The organism is Ensifer sp. Root423 (genome assembly GCF_001426275.1).
In the GTDB taxonomy this organism is placed as follows: domain Bacteria; phylum Pseudomonadota; class Alphaproteobacteria; order Rhizobiales; family Rhizobiaceae; genus Ensifer; species Ensifer adhaerens.
Genome location: NZ_LMEG01000023.1, coordinates 335,791 through 352,508 on the forward strand (window position 1 = coordinate 335,791; position 16,718 = coordinate 352,508).

The window sequence follows — 16,718 nt, forward strand, 5'->3', positions numbered from 1 at the left end:
CTCAGGCGTCCTTCTTGGCCGAGGGCCAGTTGTGGGTCTCGTTGGTAGCATCCCGGCACCAGCGATAGAAGGCGTCGTAGAGCAGCATGCCGGCGTCCAGTTGATCCAGATCGTCCGCATACATGCGCGAGAGCCCGAGCGAGGCGGCAAGCAGGCCCGATGCCTCCGGCGCGAGTTCCAGGCGGGCGGTATCGGCAGCACGCACGATCGTGGCGAGCCGCAGCAACGGGGCCGTGGCAAGCCCGAATTCCTCGACCATGACGTCGAAGGTGCAGCGCTCGCCGCGGTGGCTCCAGCGCACGGACGCGTCGATGTCGAACGGTGTCGCCCGGAAGCGCTCGCCGACCATCTCCACTTCCGACGGCGCTACGTAAAGGAAAACGGCATGCGGATCGACGAAGCGCCGGATCAGCCAGGGGCAGGCGATGCGGTCGACCTTCGGCCGCGCCCGGGTGACCCAGACCGTGTGCCCTTGGGCGTTCCGTTCCGGTAGAGCCGAAGACGGCACGGCGGGGCTGCCGCCTTCGACCCACGCCTCGAACCCGCCTTCGAGCACATCGGCGGAGATGCCGGCATTGCGCAGCCAGGCGGCAACGCCGTGGCTGAGCTTCTTGCCCTGCTGGCAGATGACGATCGCCGACGCTTTGTCGACGTCGTGTGTCCAGTCCTGCACAGTGCGATAGTCGCGCCGGACGGATCCCGGGACGAGACGTGGATCGGCGTCCAAGTCCTCGTCGACGCGAACGTCGATCAGCGCGGGACAGTTCGGCGTGCCGATGAGGCGAGCGAGTTTTTCCGATGATATTTCGAGATACGACGACATGACGCGTCCTCCGGATGAGCGGTTCTATGGACGCGATGCTTCGGCTGGCGCCTCATGGGGTGATCGCACCCCCATCAGCAAAGTTTGCCGCCGTTGGCCGCACGCTGTCAAGCCGCGCTTCGGCGGCGACTTTACGGGACATGGCGAAAGCGCTTCGCGCTGAGGCGTGATCCGAGGCAAACTACCGAAGGATTGTTACAGGTCTTTGGCGCCAGATCTCGGTTGCCGTTAAGGAAGCGACCTGAGTGCCGAAGGTCACACTCAGGTCGCGGAGGACGGCATTCGGGCTATTTGCCGGCCTCGTTGGCTGCGGCCTCGATGACGCCCGCAACCTTCTCCGGTTGCGAAGCAAAGACAGCGTGGCTGGCCTTGATTTCGGTCACCTGGCTGCCGGCGCGCTTGGCCATGCTTCTCTCCAGGTCCGGGTTGATGGCGCGGTCATCGGTCGCGACGATCGACCAGCTTTTCTTGGTGCGCCAGGCGGGGTCGCCGACCTTGGCGGCGAAGACCTCCTTGGCGGCAAGGACCTGCGATTTCGCCGCAAAGGCCGCCTCCGCCGCAGGCAAATCGGCGGCGAAGTCGGCCGGAAACGCCTTTGGGTCGAGATAGAGATACTTGCCGTCCGGGGTTTCGCGCACGCTCATGGCGGCCGCAGGTTTCGATCCGGCGAGCGTTGCAAGGTTTTCGCCCTTGTCGGGCTGAAAGGCGGCCACATAGACCAGGCCTTCGACCTTGCTATGGTGTCCGGCCTCGGTGATGACCATGCCGCCATAGCTGTGGCCGACGAGCAGGGTCGGGCCGTCCTGGAGATCGAGGATGCGGTTCGTCGCCTCGATGTCCGCGCCGAGCGACGTCAGCGGCTCCTGGACGACGGTCACGTTGAAGCCGCGGCGCCCGAGGATTTCGGAGGCTTCTCTCCAGCCGGAACCGTCGGCGAAAGCGCCGTGAACGATGACGATGTTCTTGATCTCGGCTGCTTGCGCTGCGAAGGCGACGACGCTTGTCGCCAAGGCAAGCGCGATGGTCGGGAGGATGCGGTGGCTCATGCGATCGTTCCTTCTTCTGTTCGTGAGGCAACGATGGCAATCTGTTCAGGCGAGGTATCCCGGATGTGTCGGTCTTCGCCGCAATATGTACCGCATTGTAGCGGCTCAATCTCGACGCCATGGCGAAAGGCCGAAGCGCGGTCTTTCACCCTACATGGCAAGGTACAGAGGCACGCCGCGCGAAGGCGCGCTACGATTCAACCAGGATCACAAGCGATGACGGCACAACCCCGTCATAGGCCATGGCGTCCGCCGCAGCCTGGCTTTGCATCGCCTGCGAGAGGGCGCCAATATCGGGAACATCCATCATGACGGCCACGCGCGTCGGGTCCTTTGGGTCGACGAAGGTCCGGATGTTGGTGATGCCGAGCGCGCCGAAGAGTTCCTTGCGTCTCGGCGATTTCAGCCAGTGATCGGCGCCTTTGGTAATGTTGTGATGGGCGATGATGGTCGGCATCGGATCCTCCCTCTTTTGACGCTGTGCACCGGCGTCGCAACTTTCCCGGCGCATCCGCGTTCCTTCAACGGAACGGCCTGAAGGCCGGGCTGTCAATTAGCCCGTCAGAGCTAGACGCGTTTCTCATCGAGCAACTTGAAGGAAGAGGTTCATGCCGAAATTCATCACCATCGGATACGGCGATCGCGCCGGCTACGATCGCACGGCGGCGGTGGTGCGCGATGCGGCGCATGCGCATGACGCGCGACTTCAGGCCGATGGCGTGTTGATGGGGATTGCCGGCGCGCCCGTGCAGGTGCGCAATGCGGATGCGGCGCGGGTCGAAACCAAGAATGGTCCGTTCCTGTCATCCCCGTTGCCGGTGGCCGGTTTCGCGGTGATCGAAGCGGCCGATCTCGACGAAGCCATCGCCCTGGTTTCGCAGACACCCTGCGCCGTTGCTCACGGCGTGGTCGAAGTCTGGCCGCTTGAACTTCCTTAGGGAGTCGCCCAGGAGACCTGAGCGGCGAGCATGGATTCGGCCTCATCGGCCGTCTGGCGCTGGGATTCCGTGGCTCCGGCCGGAGCGATCTTCATCTCCGGTCGACCTTCCCTGAAGATCTTCCACTTTGTCGGTCGGAAGGCGATGCGGCTGTGGTCGCCGGCAGCGGCGCGTTCGGGCGAGAGTTCGATCTCGACATGCGGATGGTTGCGGCCAAGGTCGAGTTCGAGATGGCGGGTGCCGGCGACGCGGCGGCTGGCGGCAACGAGGCCGGCAAGGCAACCGCCGCAGCCGTCGATCAGTTCGATGTCGTGCGGGCGGAAGTGCAGTTTCTTCCACTTTGTCGGTCGGAAGGCGATGCGGCTGTGGTCGCCGGCAGCGGCGCGTTCGGGCGAGAGTTCGATCTCGACATGCGGATGGTTGCGGCCAAGGTCAAGTTCGAGATGACGGGTGCCGGCGACGCGGCGGCTGGCGGCAACGAGGCCGGCAAGGCAACCGCCGCAGCCGTCGATCAGTTCGATGTCGTGCGGGCGGAAGTGCAGTTTCGCGGGGCCGTCGGGCTCGGACGGGGCGCGCAGCCCGATCGGCCGATCCTCGAACCAGATCTCGCCGTTCTGCAGCGTAACATTGAGGCAGTTCGACTGGCCGATGAAGCCGTAGACGAAGGGCGAGACCGGATGGTCGTAGATCTCGTCGGGGGTGCCGACCTGTTCGATCACGCCCTTGCTCATGACGACGACGCGGTCGGCGAGCTCCAGCGCCTCGTCCTGGTCATGGGTGACGAAGATCGTCGTGTGGCCGGTGCGGTCGTGAATGTCGCGCAGCCACTTGCGCAGTTCCTTTCGGACCTGCGCGTCGAGCGCGCCGAAGGGCTCGTCGAGCAGAAGCACGTTCGGTTCCACCGCCATGGCGCGGGCGAGCGCCACGCGCTGGCGCTGGCCGCCCGAGAGCTGCGCCGGATAGCGCTTGTCGAGGCCGGAGAGCTGCACGAGGTCGAGCAGATCGAGGGCGCGCTTGCGGATCTCGGCCGACGGCGGTCTGCGGTTCGACGGGCGGACCTTGAGGCCGAAGGCGACGTTGTCGAGCACGGTCATGTGGCGGAACAGGGCATAGTGCTGGAAGACAAAGCCGATGTTGCGCTCCTGCACGGTCTTTTGCGAGGCATCCTCGTCGCCGAAGAAGATCGTGCCTTCGGTCGGGCTTTCGAGCCCGGCAACGAGACGCAGAAGTGTGGTCTTGCCGGAGCCGGAGGGGCCGAGCAGCGCGATCAGCTCGCCGGAGCGGATGTCGAGCGAGACGTCGTCGAGCGCCGGGAAGCGGCCGAATTCCTTGCGGATGTTGTGAACGCGCACGTCCATGACAATACCTTTCGAATGCCGGCTTTCCCGGTCAGTGCCTGCGGCTGGCGGCGATCTCGGCGCTGTAGCGGATCTCCAGCGCCGTCTTCAAAATCAGGGTGATCAGCGCCAGCAGCGCCAGCAACGCCGCCACCGCGAAAGCGGCGACGAAGTTGTATTCATTATAGAGGATTTCGACCTGCAACGGCATGGTGTTGGTCTCGCCGCGGATATGGCCGGACACCACCGAGACGGCGCCGAACTCGCCCATGGCGCGGGCGTTGCACAAAAGCACGCCGTAAAGCAGCCCCCATTTGATGTTGGGCAGCGTCACATGCCAGAAGGTCTGCCAGCCCGATGCCCCGAGAGACAAGGCTGCCTCCTCGTCGCTACTGCCCTGTTCCTGCATCAACGGGATCAGCTCGCGGGCGACGAAGGGGAAGGTGACGAAGACGGTGGCGAGCACCAGGCCCGGCACGGCAAAGAGGATCTGGATGCCGTGGCTCTGCAGCCAGGGACCAAGGACACTGTGCGAGCCGAACAGAAGCACGAAGACGAGGCCGGAGATCACCGGCGAGACCGAGAACGGCAGGTCGATCAGCGTCGTCAGGAAGGCCTTGCCCTTGAACTCGAACTTGGCGATCGCCCAGGCGGCGGCCACSCCGAAGACGAGGTTGAGCGGCACGGCGATGGCGGCGACGATCAGCGTCAGGCGGATGGCGGAAAAGGTTTCGGCATCGCCAAGSGCCAGCACGAATTCCGTCACGCCCTTGCGCAGCGCCTCGGTGAAGACGGCGGCGAGCGGCAAAAGCAAAAACAGCGCGACGAAGGCGAGCGCGGTGATCGTCAGCGTCAGTCGGGCAAAGCGGCTTTCGGAGGTGGCRGCGGCCAGTTCCGGCAGGGCGGCGCGAGGGCCGGAGGCCGGACTGAGGCCGGGACTGGGTGCTGAGGCGGCGGTCAGGTCATGCGACATAGACATATCTCCGCCGGCTCCAGGCCTGGATCGAGTTGATGAGGAGCAGCATGGCAAACGAGATCGCCAGCATGACNCGGCGGTCAGGTCATGCGACATAGACATATCTCCGCCGGCTCCAGGCCTGGATCGAGTTGATGAGGAGCAGCATGGCAAACGAGATCGCCAGCATGACCGCGGCAATTGCTGTCGCAGCCGCATAGTTGAACTCTTCGAGCCGGATGACGATCAGCAGCGGCGCGATCTCGGAGACATAAGGAAGGTTGCCGGCGATGAAGATCACCGAGCCGTATTCGCCGACACCACGGGCAAAGGCGAGCGCAAAGCCGGTGAGGCCGGCCGGCAGCAACCCCGGCAGCAATACCCGGCTGATCGTCTGGAAGCGGCTGGCGCCAAGGGTGGCTGCAGCTTCCTCCACCTCCTTGTCGATCTCCTCCATGATCGGCTGCACGGTCCTGACGACGAAGGGCAGGCCGACGAAGATCAGGGCAATGACGATGCCGGCCGGGGTGAAGGCGATCTTGAGGCCAAGCGGCTCCAGGAACTGGCCGATCCAGCCGTTCGGGGCATAGAGCGTCGTCAGCGCAATGCCGGCAACCGCGGTCGGCNCCGGTGTGAAGGCGATCTTGAGGCCAAGCGGCTCCAGGAACTGGCCGATCCAGCCGTTCGGGGCATAGAGCGTCGTCAGCGCAATGCCGGCAACCGCGGTCGGCAGCGCAAAGGGCAGGTCGACCATCGCGTCGATCACCCGCTTGCCGGGGAACCGGTAGCGCACCAATACCCAGGCGAGGATGACGCCGAAGACGAGATTGATAACGGCGGCGATAAAGGCCGTGCCGAAGGAGATCTTCAAGGCATTGAGCGTGCGCGGATCAAGCGCCAGCGCCACGAACTGCGCCCAGCCGAGCCCGCTGGCNGGCGGCGATAAAGGCCGTGCCGAAGGAGATCTTCAAGGCATTGAGCGTGCGCGGATCAAGCGCCAGCGCCACGAACTGCGCCCAGCCGAGCCCGCTGGCCCGAAACACCAGTCCCGACAACGGGATCAACACGATCAGAACCAGCCAGCTCAGCGTGATCCCGAGCGACAATCCAAATCCAGGCAAAACACTCGGCTGGCGAAATTGCCACCGGTCCCCATTGCGTCGCTCCGTCACCTTTCGGTCACCTCTTAGCCCCGCAGCCGCGAGCGGCTGCGCTATCCCCTCATCCAAACCGATCTTCAAACCGCCGGTTGGCCGGCTTGTTCGAGCGCCGGTATCTTTCGGCACCAAACTACCAATTTCATGGGCTCCAACAACGCAAATTTTTGACGCTTCGGCGGCCGGAAGGGAAACTGATTTTCGCTTCTGACCGCGTCTCAAGAAACACTCTGCTCCCAACTTTGTTCCATGCCTGACATCTAAAATGATGGAAGGCAAACGATGCAGCTGAAAAGTTATGCTATAGAATTTATAGATATTGAATGTTCCTTGCTTACGCGCTGTGTCCCGCTCTTCCATAATCAAGCCATGAATCGGGCGCGGCAGAATGCGCGGCCCGTTACTTTGAAACATTCTTGTAAGCGGCTGATGTCATGGCAACAACGCTCATCATTCCCGGGCTGTTCGGATCGGGCAGCGGCCACTGGCAGCGCCATTGGCTCAATGACAATCCGCAGGCGGTTCTTGTCGAACAGGACGATTGGGATCGCCCGAGGCTCGATCTTTGGCGCGACAGGCTCGAACACGAGATCTTCCGGCATGGAACAGTCGACCTCGTGGCCCACAGCCTCGGCTGCCTTCTGGTCGCCAATCTCGTGCGGCGCCCGCTCGCCCGGCAGGTGCGCAGCGCCTTGCTCGTCGCGCCGTGCGATCTCGGTCCGACCGATCGGCTTCATCCGGGTGCCATCGATTTCGGGTCGATGCCCGACCTGCCCTTGCCTTTTTCGAGCCTCGTCGTCGGCAGCCTGAACGACCCCTATATGCCTTTCGACCGCCTGCGTCATTTTTCGACCCGCTGGGGCAGCCGCCTCGTCGATCTTGGCCATGCCGGGCACATCAACATTGCCAGTGGTTTTGGCCGCTGGTCGCATGGCTATGACCTATTGAGGGTGTTGAACGGGATTTCGCGTCGGGAGTTTGCACGTGCGCAGCCGGGCGAATTTTCAGAGCAGTTACCCTTGCCAAACGGCGTGGCTTGAACGCTCCAGGGCATGGCGAGGGAGACCGCTTTGCGTGGTCGTGTCACACGGCCCTTGATGTCGGCGCCGTTTCGCGCTCTAATAACGCACAAAGTTTATAGAATATACCGTCTAGGGATGCGCATGCGCCAAGGTGCCAGGCCAGCCGGGATAGGACATACGGGCTCGACCGTCCTTGCGGGATATCTTCTCGCGACCCTGCAGATGGTCGCCGATACCCTCACAATTCGGTCGGTGTCTGCGTTGAGGACCGAAACAGCCATGCATTTCAAACTTTGCCGGCGGGGCCGGCCATAGGAGAGTGCACATGACTGTCCATGGATTGTTTGCCAAGACGTCTCCGACGGAAATGGCTTCCAGGGGCAAGCCGCATATCGCCATCGTCGGCCGCGGTTTTTCCGGTGTAATGATGGCTATCGCCCTGATGAAGTCTGTGCGGGCCGCCTTTCACGTCCATCTCTTCGACCCGCAACCGACGATCAGCGGCGGGCAGGTCCTGGCGGCCGCCCAGAGCGGCGAAATCCTCAACAGCCGCGTTCGCGACCTTTCGGTGGCCGCCGGTCAGCCCGAAGACTTCAACGACTGGCTCTCGGCCAATGCCGAGTTTCGCGCCGCCGTGCCGGCCGCCATTCCCGGGTTCCAGCAGATCTTCGTGCCGAAGAGCATCTTCAGCGACTACGTTTACCAGCGCTTCTCCGAGGCGCTGACGCGCCGGCCGGATATTTCGATGCAGCTCTCCTGTCAGGCGGTGCTTGGTCTTCGCAAGCAGGCTAATGGGCGCTTTCTCGTGGTGCAGGACAACGCGACGGTGGAATGCGACGCCGTTGTGCTGGCGACTGGTTTTGGTTTGCGCCGCGGAGAGATGGAAGTCGCCGACGAGGAAAAGCCACTGGTGCGCGCCCGTCGTCTCGTCGTGCCGCGCCACACGGTGCTGCTCGGTAGCGGAGTCCGGGTGGTCGACCGCCTGTTGCAGCTTCGCGATAACGGCTTTGCCGGCGAGGTCACCATCCTCTCCCGCCATGGTTTCCTGCCGCAGCCGCATACCCGTCTTTCGGCAGCGCCGACATTTCCGGTCGAGCCGATGCCGACGCGGCTCGGCGAGATCGTTCGCTTCGTCCGGCAGGCCTGTGCCGAGGCAGAAGAGGCAGGGCTCGGCTGGCAGGCGGCCATGAACGGCCTGCGTCGACGGGCGCGATCCTTGTGGCAGGCGCTGCCAGAGGAAGAAAAACATCGCTTTAACCGGCACCTGCGGTCGATCTACGACAGCCATCGCAATCGCCTGCCGGCACCCCTCTACCTGCGTCTCCGGCAGGAGCTTGCCAGCGAGCGGACCGTGCTGCGCAAGGGCTGGGCCGGCCGGCGCCGTCCGGAAGGGTTGATGGTGCGCTTTGCCGGTGAAATCCAGGAGACGCTGCTGTCAGCCGACCAGGTGATAGACTGTCGTTGTTCGGCGCCCGATCTTCAGGCGCCGTTGATGCAGAGCCTTTTTTCCGGCGGCCTTGCCGAACCCGACGAACTCGATCTCGGCATTGCCGTCAGCCCTGCGGGCGAAGTGCTCGCGGGCGGAGGCCCGACGCGCGATCTCTACGCAATCGGGCCGCTCGGCGTTGGCAGCCTGCCCGACATCGATCTCGTGCCGGAAATCGTCACGCAGACCTATGCCGCGGCGCGATTGATCGCAACCCGGAACCGGGTCACTCTGAAGACTGGCTAAGGCTTGCCGCTTAGCGCCGCGTCGCCCAGGGCACCAGCCAGCGCTCGATGAGGCGTGCCGCCAGTTCGAACAGGAAGGCGACGGCGGCGATCACGACGATGCCGGCAATGACCACGTCGGTCACAAGGAACTGGGCGGCGGACTGGATCATGAAACCGAGGCCGCGGGTTGCGGCGACGAGTTCGGCCGCCACCAGCGTCGACCACCCGGCGCCGAGCGCGATACGGGTTCCCGTGAGGATCGAGGGCAGGGCGCTCGGCACGATGACATGGCGCAGGACCTGTAGCCGCGACGCGCCGAAGGAGCGCGCCGCGTTGACGTGATCGGCCGACGCGGAACGGACGCCCGTTGCCGTCGAAAGGATGACCGGCGGTAACATCGCCAGTGCAATCACCGCAATCTTCGACGCTTCGCCGATGCCGAGCCAGATGATCACCAGGGGAAGATAGGCAAGCGGCGGCAGCGGTCGCAAGAATTCGACGATCGGATCGAGGATGCCTTTGCCGAGACGGCTCGCTCCGATGGCAAGGCCGGCGGGAATGCCGGCGACGAGAGCGACGGCAAGGGCGCCGAAGATCCGCAGCAGGCTGGCGCCGACGTGCTCAGCGAGCGTCGCATCGACAAAACCGGTGATGGCAAGGCTCCGGAGTGCCTGGTAGACGGCAACCGGTGACGGCAGGAACAGCGGCGAGACGAAACCATAGCTGGAGGCAAGGCTCCAGAGGAAAAGCAGTGCCGTAATGGTCGCGAGCGAAATCCAGACAAGCGGCAATGGTGGTCGGTCGGCGCTCTGTTCCGGTTGCTCGTCTAGGTCGCGTGCCGTCGGCATGATGGGCGGCAGGCCTTCAACCGAGATGCTCATGCGGCAATTTCTTCTTCTTCGGCATGGATGAGCACGGTCAATTCGTCCTGCAGCCGGCGAAAGGCGGCTGAGCTGCGGATTTCCGAAAGCGGTGTCCCTGCGAGGTGATCGCGGCCGAAGGTCGTGAAGATTTCGCTGGTGATCCGGCCGGGATTGGGGGCAAGCACGATAACCCGCGTTGCCAGCAGCAGCGCCTCCTCGATGCTGTGGGTTATCAGGAGGGCGCCGACTCTATTCTGTTGCCATATGTCCAGAAGAAAGCCCTGCATACGGCTGCGGGTCAGCGCGTCGAGCGCGCCGAGCGGCTCGTCCATCAACAGATACTTCGGGCTGGAGGCGAGCGCACGGGCAATGCCGACACGCTGGCGCATGCCGCCCGACAGTTCCCAGACATGCCGCTCGGCTGCATCGCTGAGCCCGACCTGATCGAGAAGGGCTCGCGCCCGCCGAAGCCGATCCGCCTTGGAAATACCGCGCAGGCGCAGGGGAAAGGCGACATTGTCGAGGGCGGTCAGCCACGGATAGAGCGCATCGTCCTGGAACACGACGGCGCGCTCTGCCCCTGGGCCGGCGACCGGCGCGCCATCGAGCCGAACGCGGCCGCTGCTTGGTTTCACGAAGCCAGCAGCTAGATTGAGAAGGCTGGTCTTGCCGGAGCCGGAGCGGCCGATGACGACAACGAATTCGTCGTGGTCGATCGACAGATCGATCGATGCAAGCACCGGCGTGTTCCGGCCGGCATCGGCCGCGTATCGCAATGTGACATTCTCAAGCGAGAGGACGGACATGCTGTTCTCCTGGCATGGCGCAGTGCGCCCGCCCGAAGATTTCATCCGGGCGGGCAGCAATTGAGTGAACGTCAGAACGAGAGCTTTGCCGCTTCCTGCGCCCAGCGGGCGGAAACGTAGGGCGCGTAGTCGGGGAGGACTGCCGGGATTTTGCCCTGTTCGAGCAGGAAGGCCGAGGTCTGGGCGATCGCCTTGACGGTCGCGCCGCCGAGAAGATCAGCGCTCGCCTGCTCTTCGAGCGAAGGGAAGTAATAGCCCTTTAGCAGGTTTGGCACCTCCTCGGGCTTTGCGCCGGTGAGCCGTGCGATCTTCTCGGCCTGCGGCGAGCCCGCGCTCCAGGCCTCCGGCTTGGCGCGGTAGTCCGCATAGGCGTCACCGGTCACCTTGACGAAGCCGGTGACGATTTCAGGATATTCCTCGGCAAACTTCTTGCTGACGATCCAGGCGTCGAAGGTCGGTCCGCCCCATTTCGCGACGTCGCTCGATGTCGCAAGCACGGTCGCGGTCTTCTTGATTTCGGAGAGAACCGGATCCCAGACATAGGCGCCATCGATATCGCCGCGCTGCCATGCAGCGGCGATCTCCGGTGGCCGGAGGTTGAGGATTTCAACCGCCTTCGGGTCAATGTTCCAGTGTTTCAAGGCGGTGAGCAGGCTGTAATGCGCCGTCGAGACGAAGGGCGTTGCAATCTTCTTGCCGGCAAGCTCTTCCGGCTTGTCGATTCCCTTGACAGCCAGCGCCTCTGCGTCGCTGATCAGGCCGACGACGAAGATTGTTTCGAGCGGAATTTGGCGGCTCGCGGCGGCGGCCAGCGGCGAGGATCCGACATAGCCGATGTCGATCGACCCGGATGCAAGTGCCGCAATCACGTCTGCGCCACCGTCGAATTTCTGCCAGGTGATCTTGGCGCCGGTCACCTTCTCATAGGTCCCGTCTGCCTGCGGCACGCGCGACGGCTCGACGATGGGCTGGTAGCCGATGGTCAGCGTCGTTTCGTCCGCATGGGCTGGAAGGGAAAGCTGGCTCGCCGCCAAGAGGGCGGCACTGGCGGCAAGAAGGGTGCGTCTGCGGATCGTCATCGTATGCTCCTCAACGGTTGCGGCTTCCTCGGGAAGTCCTGACATTATGTTGATTAAAAGAATGGATTTTATGTAGATAAATTATTCCGCTTTTTGCGGCTTTGCAGAGAGCCCATTCCAAATTTGAGATCCGTGGCAGCGCTCTGTGCCATGCATGGAAAGCAGCGTCAGAACTGCACGCCGCCGTAGCGGCCGTTGTGGTAGACGATCGGTTCGCCGGTCCCCGCGGTAATCGCCACCACCCGACCGAGGATGATCGCATGGCTATGGCGCTCGATGATCTCCTCGACCTCGCAATCGATGGCGGCAAGCGCGCCGGCAAGCGCCGACGCGCCGCTGGCAAGCCGGATCCATTCGGCGCCATCGTAGCGAGCGGCGCCCTTGGTGCCATCGACACCGGAGAAACGCTCGGCGACCCTTTGCTGTTCGCGCGACAGAAGGTTGACGCAGAAATGCCGATAGCGCTCGATGACCGGCCAGGTGGAGGATGTGCGGTTGATGTTGACGATCATGGTCGGCGGATCGACGGCGAGCGCGGTTGCGGAGGTCACGGTGGCGCCGGTACGCTCTTCGCCTATCCCTGCGGTGATGACGGAGACGCCACCTGAGAAGTTGCGCATGGCCGCCTTCAGCGCCGGCGTGGTGATCGACCCGTAACCATTGGCGGTCGGAACGATGGCATCGAATGCGGGAGAAGCGGCAAGCGCAATGGTCATGGCCAAATCCTCGAAAAATTTAATCTAATTCCCGGTCGCTCACGGCTGTTGCGGGAAAAATTTTTCCTCACATCAAAAATGATCGTCCGAATTCTTATTGTCAATAAATTTTATAGAGTTTATGCTTTTTGGCAATCGAGGGACGCTCTTGCGTGCCTCCGAAGGAACCTGCGAGGAGGCTTGCGCGAATGGGAATTGTGCCCGACGAAATCCCCGAGAAGATCCCCGAAAAGATCAATGTGCTCTGGTTTCTGCCGACCCACGGCGATAGCCGCTATCTCGGAACCACGCGCGGCGGCCGAAACGTGGACCTCAATTATCTCAAGCAGGTCGCGCAGGCCGCCGATACGCTCGGCTACTATGGCGTGCTCATCCCGACGGGGCGGAGTTGCGAGGACAGTTGGGTGGTCGCTTCGGCGCTGGCGCCGCTCACTGAAAAGTTGCGGTTCCTGATCGCGGTTCGGCCCGGCCTGCTTTCGCCCACGCTCGCGGCACGCATGACGGCCACGCTGGACCGTCTCTCGGGTGGACGGCTGCTGATCAACGTCGTTACCGGCGGCGATCCGATCGAAAACAAGGGCGACGGCATACATCTCGCGCATGGCGAACGCTACGAGGTGACCGAGGAATTCCTGAACGTCTACAAGGCCGTGCTTCGCGGCGAAGAGGTCGATTTCAAGGGGAACCACTTCGATATCGAAGGCGGGAAGCTCCTGTTTCCGTGCGTACAGCAGCCCCACCCGCCGCTTTACTTCGGCGGCTCCTCCGGCAAGGGCCAGGAGGTGGCAGCGCGCACGATCGACAAGTACCTGACCTGGGGCGAGCCGGTCGAGGACGTTGCCCGCAAGATCGCCGAAGTGCGCGCCCTGGCCGAAGCCGAGGGCAGGGACGTTACCTTCGGCATCCGCCTTCATGTGATCGTTCGCGAAACCGCAAAGGAAGCGTGGCAGGCCGCCGACGAACTGATACAATATGTGGATGACGACACGATTGCTGCCGCACAGAAGGTGTTCGAGCGCATGGATTCTGTTGGTCAGAGCCGCATGAGCCGCCTGCATGGTGGTCGCCGTGACAAGCTCGAAATTGCTCCCAATCTCTGGGCCGGCGTCGGCCTGGTGCGCGGAGGGGCAGGAACGGCGCTCGTCGGCGATCCCGATCAAGTCAGGGCGCGCATGGAAGAATACCGACAAATCGGCATCGACAGCTTTATCCTGTCCGGTTACCCGCATCTCGAAGAGGCCTATCGCTTCGGTGAACTGGTTCTGCCGCATCTGCCGCTGGCCCACGCCATCCCGGCACGCGAGACGTCGATCAACACCGGGCCGTTCGGCGAAACCATCGCCGGCGATCATCGCCCGAAGCTGAAGGTCTCCCAGTCGTGACAGCTGTGCGGCGACCGGTCATTGCCATTGTCGGCGGCGGCTTCACCGGCGCAGTGGTCGCGGCGAACCTTGCACGCCATGCCGCCAGCGACGGCGCCGCCATCGTGGTCTTCGAGCCGCGAGACCGGCTCGGCGCCGGCCTTGCCTATGATAGCGGCAATCCCGCCCATCGCACGAATGTGCCTGCGGCCCGCATGAGCCTCGTTCCTGATGATCCCGACGATTTTTTGAACTGGCTGGCGGCCCATGGCGAGCCACGCGGCGACCCGGACGCAAGGGCGGCCGATGGCCATCTTTATGTGCGGCGGGCGGTGTTCGGGCGATACGTCGGCGCGTTCGTCGCGCCGTTTGTGCGGAGCGGCAAGGTCGTGCACCGGCGCGAGCGCATCGCGCGCATCGAGCGGCGTGGAGCGCGCTGGAAGCTGACCTCCGACGCTGGGACGGAGCTGCTGGCCGACATCGTCGTGATCGCCACGACGCATCCCTCGCCTTGTGCGCCGAAGCGCGTTGCACAGGCGCTCGAAGGCCACCCGCGTTTCGTCGCCGACACTACGGTCGCCGGGTCTCTTACCTGCCTTCGTCCCGATGATCACGTTCTGGTGCTTGGAAACGGCCTGACGGCGGCGGACGTGATTGCGTCGCTGAGGCTCGCCGACCACCGCGGCTCGATCGTCGCCCTGTCGCGCCGCGGACTTCGTTCGCGAGGCCACGCGGGAAGGGCACAGGAACCCTTCGGTGATTTTGTCGGTACCCCGGCGCGAACCGCGCTCGAACTGCTTCGACGCGTGCGCCTGGCGGTGCGGCAGGCCGCTCTGGCGGGGCTCAGCTGGCATGCGGTTTTCGACGCTTTGCGTAGCCAGGGCGGGCAAGTCTGGCGGGCGTTGCCGGTTGCAGAGCGACGCCGCCTCGTGCAGCGCCTGCGACCGTTCTGGGACGCCCACCGGTTCCGCGTGGCGCCGCAGATCGATGACGCGATCCGACAGGCAATCGAGACGGGACAGTTGCGTGTCCTCGGCGCTTCGATCGAAGGCGTCGAGCGCTACGGTCAGGTCATCGCGGTCGATATCCGTCACCGGCAGACGCGCATCCGGGAACGCCTGTTGTTCGATGCCTGCGTCGTGACGACCGGTCCGGCGCATACGGGTGTTCTTTCCAGCCAGGACTGGCTCGCGGATCTGGCGTCGAAGGGCTGGCTGCGCCTAGACAGTGTCGGACTGGGGCTTGCCTGCGATGAGGCGAGTCGGGCGATCGGGACGAGTGGCGTGGCCGAGAGATCGCTGATCGTTGCCGGGCCGCTGGCGCGCGGCACCTTCGGCGAACTCATGGGCCTGCCACAGGTCAACGATCACGCCATCTTCATTGCCGATGAGATCGCCGAGATGCTGGCGCGGCCGGACAGGGCCGCCACCCGCCGCAGGTCGGCGTCATCCGTTCGGCAACGACTGGTCACGACCCTCGACGGCGCCGCCAGGCGTTGAAGCCGGAGCCTCGCCGTCGAGCCGGCGGGACCAATCTTCGACAGCCCGCGTCTGCAGGCGCTTGGCTGCATAGTCCCGCCAATTCGGGGGCAGGATGGCGAGATCGGCGATTTCGGACAGGGCATCGCAGTTGAGCGTATCGACATAGAGATAGTGCCACAGCCGGGCGATCGTCCATTCGGGATAGCGCCGCTCGACGAGTTGCATCCGCTCACCGGGCGAAACCAAGCCGGTTTCGATGACCCGGTAGTACCATCCCGTTCGGCCGGTCTGCTGGACGCGGCGGGCCATATCCGGCAGATCGAAACGGCGGTTCAGCTTCCAGCAGGGTTGCCGGCCCTGGCTCACCTCCAGAAGGGCTTTACCAAGGCGAAACCGGTCGCCGACCGCGACATCTCTTTCCGTCAATCCCAAGGCCGAGATGTTCTCGCCGAAGGCGCCCGGCTGCTCCAGCCTGGTTACGCTTCCGAGATCCTTGACCCAAGCCTCGTAGTGGTCGCGCGGGTAATGATGCACGGCCTTATCCGGGCCACCGTGCCTCTTCAGATCGCCCTGATGGTCGCCGGCAATGCCGGTTGTGCCGAGATGTACCGGCCCGAGAGCCTGGTGTTTGTCGATACCGCTTAAGGTTCCGCGGTCGTCGATCGGCGTGAGGGTGCCGATGAGCAGGGCGTCGAGCGCAATCGGGGCCTGTTCAACCATCGATGTTCTCCAGCCATTCGCCGATCATCGACGCGGCCGCCGCCTCCAGGCGAGGCCCGTAACGTCGGGCGTCGGCGCGTAGGCCCGGCACGCTGAGCCCGGCGGTCGCCAGTTCGCAGGCGTGACCGACAAGCCAGCGTTCAAAGGCCGCGCCGGCTTGGGCCTCCGGGTGAAACTGAAGGGCGAGCACTGTATTGCCGCGCGCGAAGCCTTGCTGCGCGATCAGCGATGTCGAGGCCAGCAGGTCAGTGCTGGCCGGCAGGTCGTAGGTGTCACCGTGCCAATGCAGGACGGAGACGTCGGCGAGATGGCGGAGAGCCGAGGCCTCGCCTGCGGCGCTAAGGCTCAGCGGCGAAAACCCGATCTCCTTCAGGCCGGAAGGGTAGACGCGGGCACCGAGCGCGCGGGCGATCAGCTGGGCGCCGAGGCAGATTCCGAGCGTCGGCCGGTTGCCGGCAAGACGTGCCTGAAGCATGGCGATTTCCCCGGCGATGAAGGGATAGGCCTCGTCTTCATAGACACCGATCGGACCGCCGAGCACGATGACGAGATCGGGCTCCAACGGATCGAAAGAGAGGTAATTTTCGTCGCCGACATCGCGGTACTCGATTTCAAATCCCGCCGCCCGCAGCGGTCCGGCAAAGCTGCCGAGATCTTCGAAATGCACATGTCTGAGGGCGAGTGCCATTCTGGTCGTCATC

General features: G+C 63.9%; 17 protein-coding genes and 3 pseudogenes. 5 read left to right on the top strand and 15 right to left on the bottom strand.

The window, feature by feature from the left end:
* Window position 1: 1 nt before the first annotated feature.
* The 3 genes from ASD01_RS20985 to ASD01_RS20995 all read right to left on the bottom strand — a co-directional run bounded on the left by ASD01_RS20985 (window position 2) and on the right by ASD01_RS20995 (window position 2,326).
* Window positions 2-823 carry a chromate resistance protein ChrB domain-containing protein gene (locus ASD01_RS20985; protein ID WP_060644360.1) on the bottom strand — a complete coding sequence of 274 codons (822 nt, stop codon included), beginning with the start codon at window positions 821-823 and terminating at the stop codon, window positions 2-4.
* A 287-nt stretch (window positions 824-1,110) separates the two neighbouring features.
* Window positions 1,111-1,869: an alpha/beta hydrolase gene (locus tag ASD01_RS20990; protein ID WP_060644361.1), complete on the bottom strand. Its 759-nt coding sequence runs from the start codon at window positions 1,867-1,869 to the stop codon at window positions 1,111-1,113.
* A 190-nt stretch (window positions 1,870-2,059) separates the two neighbouring features.
* Window positions 2,060-2,326 carry a hypothetical protein gene (locus tag ASD01_RS20995; RefSeq protein ID WP_060530360.1) on the bottom strand — a complete coding sequence of 89 codons (267 nt, stop codon included), beginning with the start codon at window positions 2,324-2,326 and terminating at the stop codon, window positions 2,060-2,062.
* Between the two features lie 151 nt (window positions 2,327-2,477).
* Between ASD01_RS20995 and ASD01_RS21000 the strand changes: the two genes are divergently transcribed.
* Window positions 2,478-2,807, top strand: coding sequence for a YciI family protein (locus ASD01_RS21000; RefSeq protein ID WP_060644362.1), 330 nt, complete (start codon window positions 2,478-2,480; stop codon window positions 2,805-2,807).
* Here ASD01_RS21000 and ASD01_RS21005 read toward each other — a convergent pair.
* From ASD01_RS21005 to ASD01_RS37635, 6 genes and pseudogenes are all read right to left on the bottom strand, one after another.
* Complete coding sequence (locus ASD01_RS21005) at window positions 2,804-4,165, bottom strand: TOBE-like domain-containing protein (protein WP_082584665.1); 1,362 nt, start codon at window positions 4,163-4,165, stop codon at window positions 2,804-2,806. The two genes, ASD01_RS21000 and ASD01_RS21005, sit on opposite strands and share 4 nt — an antisense overlap.
* A 31-nt stretch (window positions 4,166-4,196) precedes the next feature.
* Complete coding sequence (cysW, locus tag ASD01_RS21010; RefSeq protein ID WP_112773461.1) at window positions 4,197-5,117, bottom strand: sulfate ABC transporter permease subunit CysW; 921 nt, start codon at window positions 5,115-5,117, stop codon at window positions 4,197-4,199.
* Window positions 5,107-5,193 (bottom strand): annotated as a pseudogene (locus ASD01_RS37630) (molybdate ABC transporter permease subunit); the annotation flags it as partial. The pseudogene ASD01_RS37630 and the gene cysW, both read right to left, overlap by 11 nt.
* Window positions 5,194-5,205: 12 nt before the next feature.
* A partial coding sequence (gene cysT / locus ASD01_RS36895) for a sulfate ABC transporter permease subunit CysT (RefSeq protein ID WP_244495274.1) occupies window positions 5,206-5,725 on the bottom strand: 520 nt, incomplete at its 5' end.
* Between the two features lies 1 nt (window position 5,726).
* A pseudogene (locus tag ASD01_RS36900) lies at window positions 5,727-6,033 on the bottom strand (ABC transporter permease); the annotation flags it as partial.
* Between the two features lie 100 nt (window positions 6,034-6,133).
* Window positions 6,134-6,271, bottom strand: a pseudogene (locus ASD01_RS37635) (molybdate ABC transporter permease subunit); the annotation flags it as partial.
* A 419-nt stretch (window positions 6,272-6,690) separates the two neighbouring features.
* On the opposite strand from ASD01_RS37635, the gene ASD01_RS21020 reads away from it, so the two are divergent.
* Together ASD01_RS21020 and ASD01_RS21025 are read left to right on the top strand one after the other, a co-directional pair.
* On the top strand, window positions 6,691-7,296 hold the full coding sequence (locus ASD01_RS21020) for an RBBP9/YdeN family alpha/beta hydrolase (RefSeq protein WP_034801968.1): 606 nt from the start codon (window positions 6,691-6,693) through the stop codon (window positions 7,294-7,296).
* 307 nt (window positions 7,297-7,603) lie between these two features.
* Complete coding sequence (locus tag ASD01_RS21025) at window positions 7,604-9,010, top strand: FAD/NAD(P)-binding protein (protein WP_060529092.1); 1,407 nt, start codon at window positions 7,604-7,606, stop codon at window positions 9,008-9,010.
* A gap of 10 nt (window positions 9,011-9,020) precedes the next feature.
* Here the strand turns inward: ASD01_RS21025 and ASD01_RS21030 are convergent, their stop codons facing one another.
* The 4 genes from ASD01_RS21030 to ASD01_RS21045 form a co-directional block, all read right to left on the bottom strand.
* Window positions 9,021-9,872, bottom strand: a complete 852-nt coding sequence (locus ASD01_RS21030) for an ABC transporter permease subunit (RefSeq protein WP_060529091.1) — start codon at window positions 9,870-9,872, stop codon at window positions 9,021-9,023.
* Window positions 9,869-10,660, bottom strand: coding sequence for a taurine ABC transporter ATP-binding protein (locus tag ASD01_RS21035; protein ID WP_060529090.1), 792 nt, complete (start codon window positions 10,658-10,660; stop codon window positions 9,869-9,871). Before ASD01_RS21035 ends, ASD01_RS21030 begins: the two co-directional genes overlap by 4 nt.
* Window positions 10,661-10,731: 71 nt before the next feature.
* Window positions 10,732-11,739 (bottom strand): taurine ABC transporter substrate-binding protein, encoded by a 1,008-nt coding sequence (tauA, locus tag ASD01_RS21040; RefSeq protein ID WP_060529089.1) that lies wholly within the window; start codon window positions 11,737-11,739, stop codon window positions 10,732-10,734.
* 167 nt (window positions 11,740-11,906) lie between these two features.
* A complete protein-coding gene (locus tag ASD01_RS21045) occupies window positions 11,907-12,455 on the bottom strand; it encodes a flavin reductase family protein (RefSeq protein ID WP_082566455.1) in 549 nt (182 codons plus the stop codon).
* Window positions 12,456-12,643: 188 nt separating this feature from the next.
* Between ASD01_RS21045 and ssuD the strand changes: the two genes are divergently transcribed.
* Window positions 12,644-13,837, top strand: coding sequence for an FMNH2-dependent alkanesulfonate monooxygenase (gene ssuD / locus ASD01_RS21050; RefSeq protein WP_034801983.1), 1,194 nt, complete (start codon window positions 12,644-12,646; stop codon window positions 13,835-13,837).
* On the top strand, window positions 13,834-15,315 hold the full coding sequence (locus ASD01_RS21055) for an FAD/NAD(P)-binding protein (protein ID WP_051659603.1): 1,482 nt from the start codon (window positions 13,834-13,836) through the stop codon (window positions 15,313-15,315). The genes ssuD and ASD01_RS21055 overlap by 4 nt, the downstream gene beginning before the upstream one ends.
* Here the strand turns inward: ASD01_RS21055 and ASD01_RS21060 are convergent.
* Both ASD01_RS21060 and ASD01_RS21065 read right to left on the bottom strand, forming a co-directional pair.
* Window positions 15,262-16,017 carry an MOSC domain-containing protein gene (locus ASD01_RS21060; protein ID WP_060644363.1) on the bottom strand — a complete coding sequence of 252 codons (756 nt, stop codon included), beginning with the start codon at window positions 16,015-16,017 and terminating at the stop codon, window positions 15,262-15,264. The two genes, ASD01_RS21055 and ASD01_RS21060, sit on opposite strands and share 54 nt — an antisense overlap.
* The gene (locus tag ASD01_RS21065; RefSeq protein WP_034801988.1) at window positions 16,010-16,717 is read right to left on the bottom strand and encodes a glutamine amidotransferase; all 708 of its coding nucleotides are present in this window, start codon (window positions 16,715-16,717) and stop codon (window positions 16,010-16,012) included. Before ASD01_RS21065 ends, ASD01_RS21060 begins: the two co-directional genes overlap by 8 nt.
* Between the last annotated feature and the right edge of the window lies 1 nt (window position 16,718).

What these genes read in the sequence shown, in the direction of transcription:
- ASD01_RS20985 (WP_060644360.1), bottom strand. Translation starts at nt 823, where the DNA reads ATGTCGTCGTATCTCGAAATATCATCGGAAAAACTCGCTCGCCTCATC.
- ASD01_RS20990 (WP_060644361.1), bottom strand. Translation starts at nt 1,869, where the DNA reads ATGAGCCACCGCATCCTCCCGACCATCGCGCTTGCCTTGGCGACAAGC.
- ASD01_RS20995 (WP_060530360.1), bottom strand. Translation starts at nt 2,326, where the DNA reads ATGCCGACCATCATCGCCCATCACAACATTACCAAAGGCGCCGATCAC.
- ASD01_RS21000 (WP_060644362.1), top strand. Translation starts at nt 2,478, where the DNA reads ATGCCGAAATTCATCACCATCGGATACGGCGATCGCGCCGGCTACGAT.
- ASD01_RS21005 (WP_082584665.1), bottom strand. Translation starts at nt 4,165, where the DNA reads ATGGACGTGCGCGTTCACAACATCCGCAAGGAATTCGGCCGCTTCCCG.
- ASD01_RS21020 (WP_034801968.1), top strand. Translation starts at nt 6,691, where the DNA reads ATGGCAACAACGCTCATCATTCCCGGGCTGTTCGGATCGGGCAGCGGC.
- ASD01_RS21025 (WP_060529092.1), top strand. Translation starts at nt 7,604, where the DNA reads ATGACTGTCCATGGATTGTTTGCCAAGACGTCTCCGACGGAAATGGCT.
- ASD01_RS21030 (WP_060529091.1), bottom strand. Translation starts at nt 9,872, where the DNA reads ATGAGCATCTCGGTTGAAGGCCTGCCGCCCATCATGCCGACGGCACGC.
- ASD01_RS21035 (WP_060529090.1), bottom strand. Translation starts at nt 10,660, where the DNA reads ATGTCCGTCCTCTCGCTTGAGAATGTCACATTGCGATACGCGGCCGAT.
- tauA (WP_060529089.1), bottom strand. Translation starts at nt 11,739, where the DNA reads ATGACGATCCGCAGACGCACCCTTCTTGCCGCCAGTGCCGCCCTCTTG.
- ASD01_RS21045 (WP_082566455.1), bottom strand. Translation starts at nt 12,455, where the DNA reads ATGACCATTGCGCTTGCCGCTTCTCCCGCATTCGATGCCATCGTTCCG.
- ssuD (WP_034801983.1), top strand. Translation starts at nt 12,644, where the DNA reads ATGGGAATTGTGCCCGACGAAATCCCCGAGAAGATCCCCGAAAAGATC.
- ASD01_RS21060 (WP_060644363.1), bottom strand. Translation starts at nt 16,017, where the DNA reads ATGGTTGAACAGGCCCCGATTGCGCTCGACGCCCTGCTCATCGGCACC.
- ASD01_RS21065 (WP_034801988.1), bottom strand. Translation starts at nt 16,717, where the DNA reads ATGACGACCAGAATGGCACTCGCCCTCAGACATGTGCATTTCGAAGAT.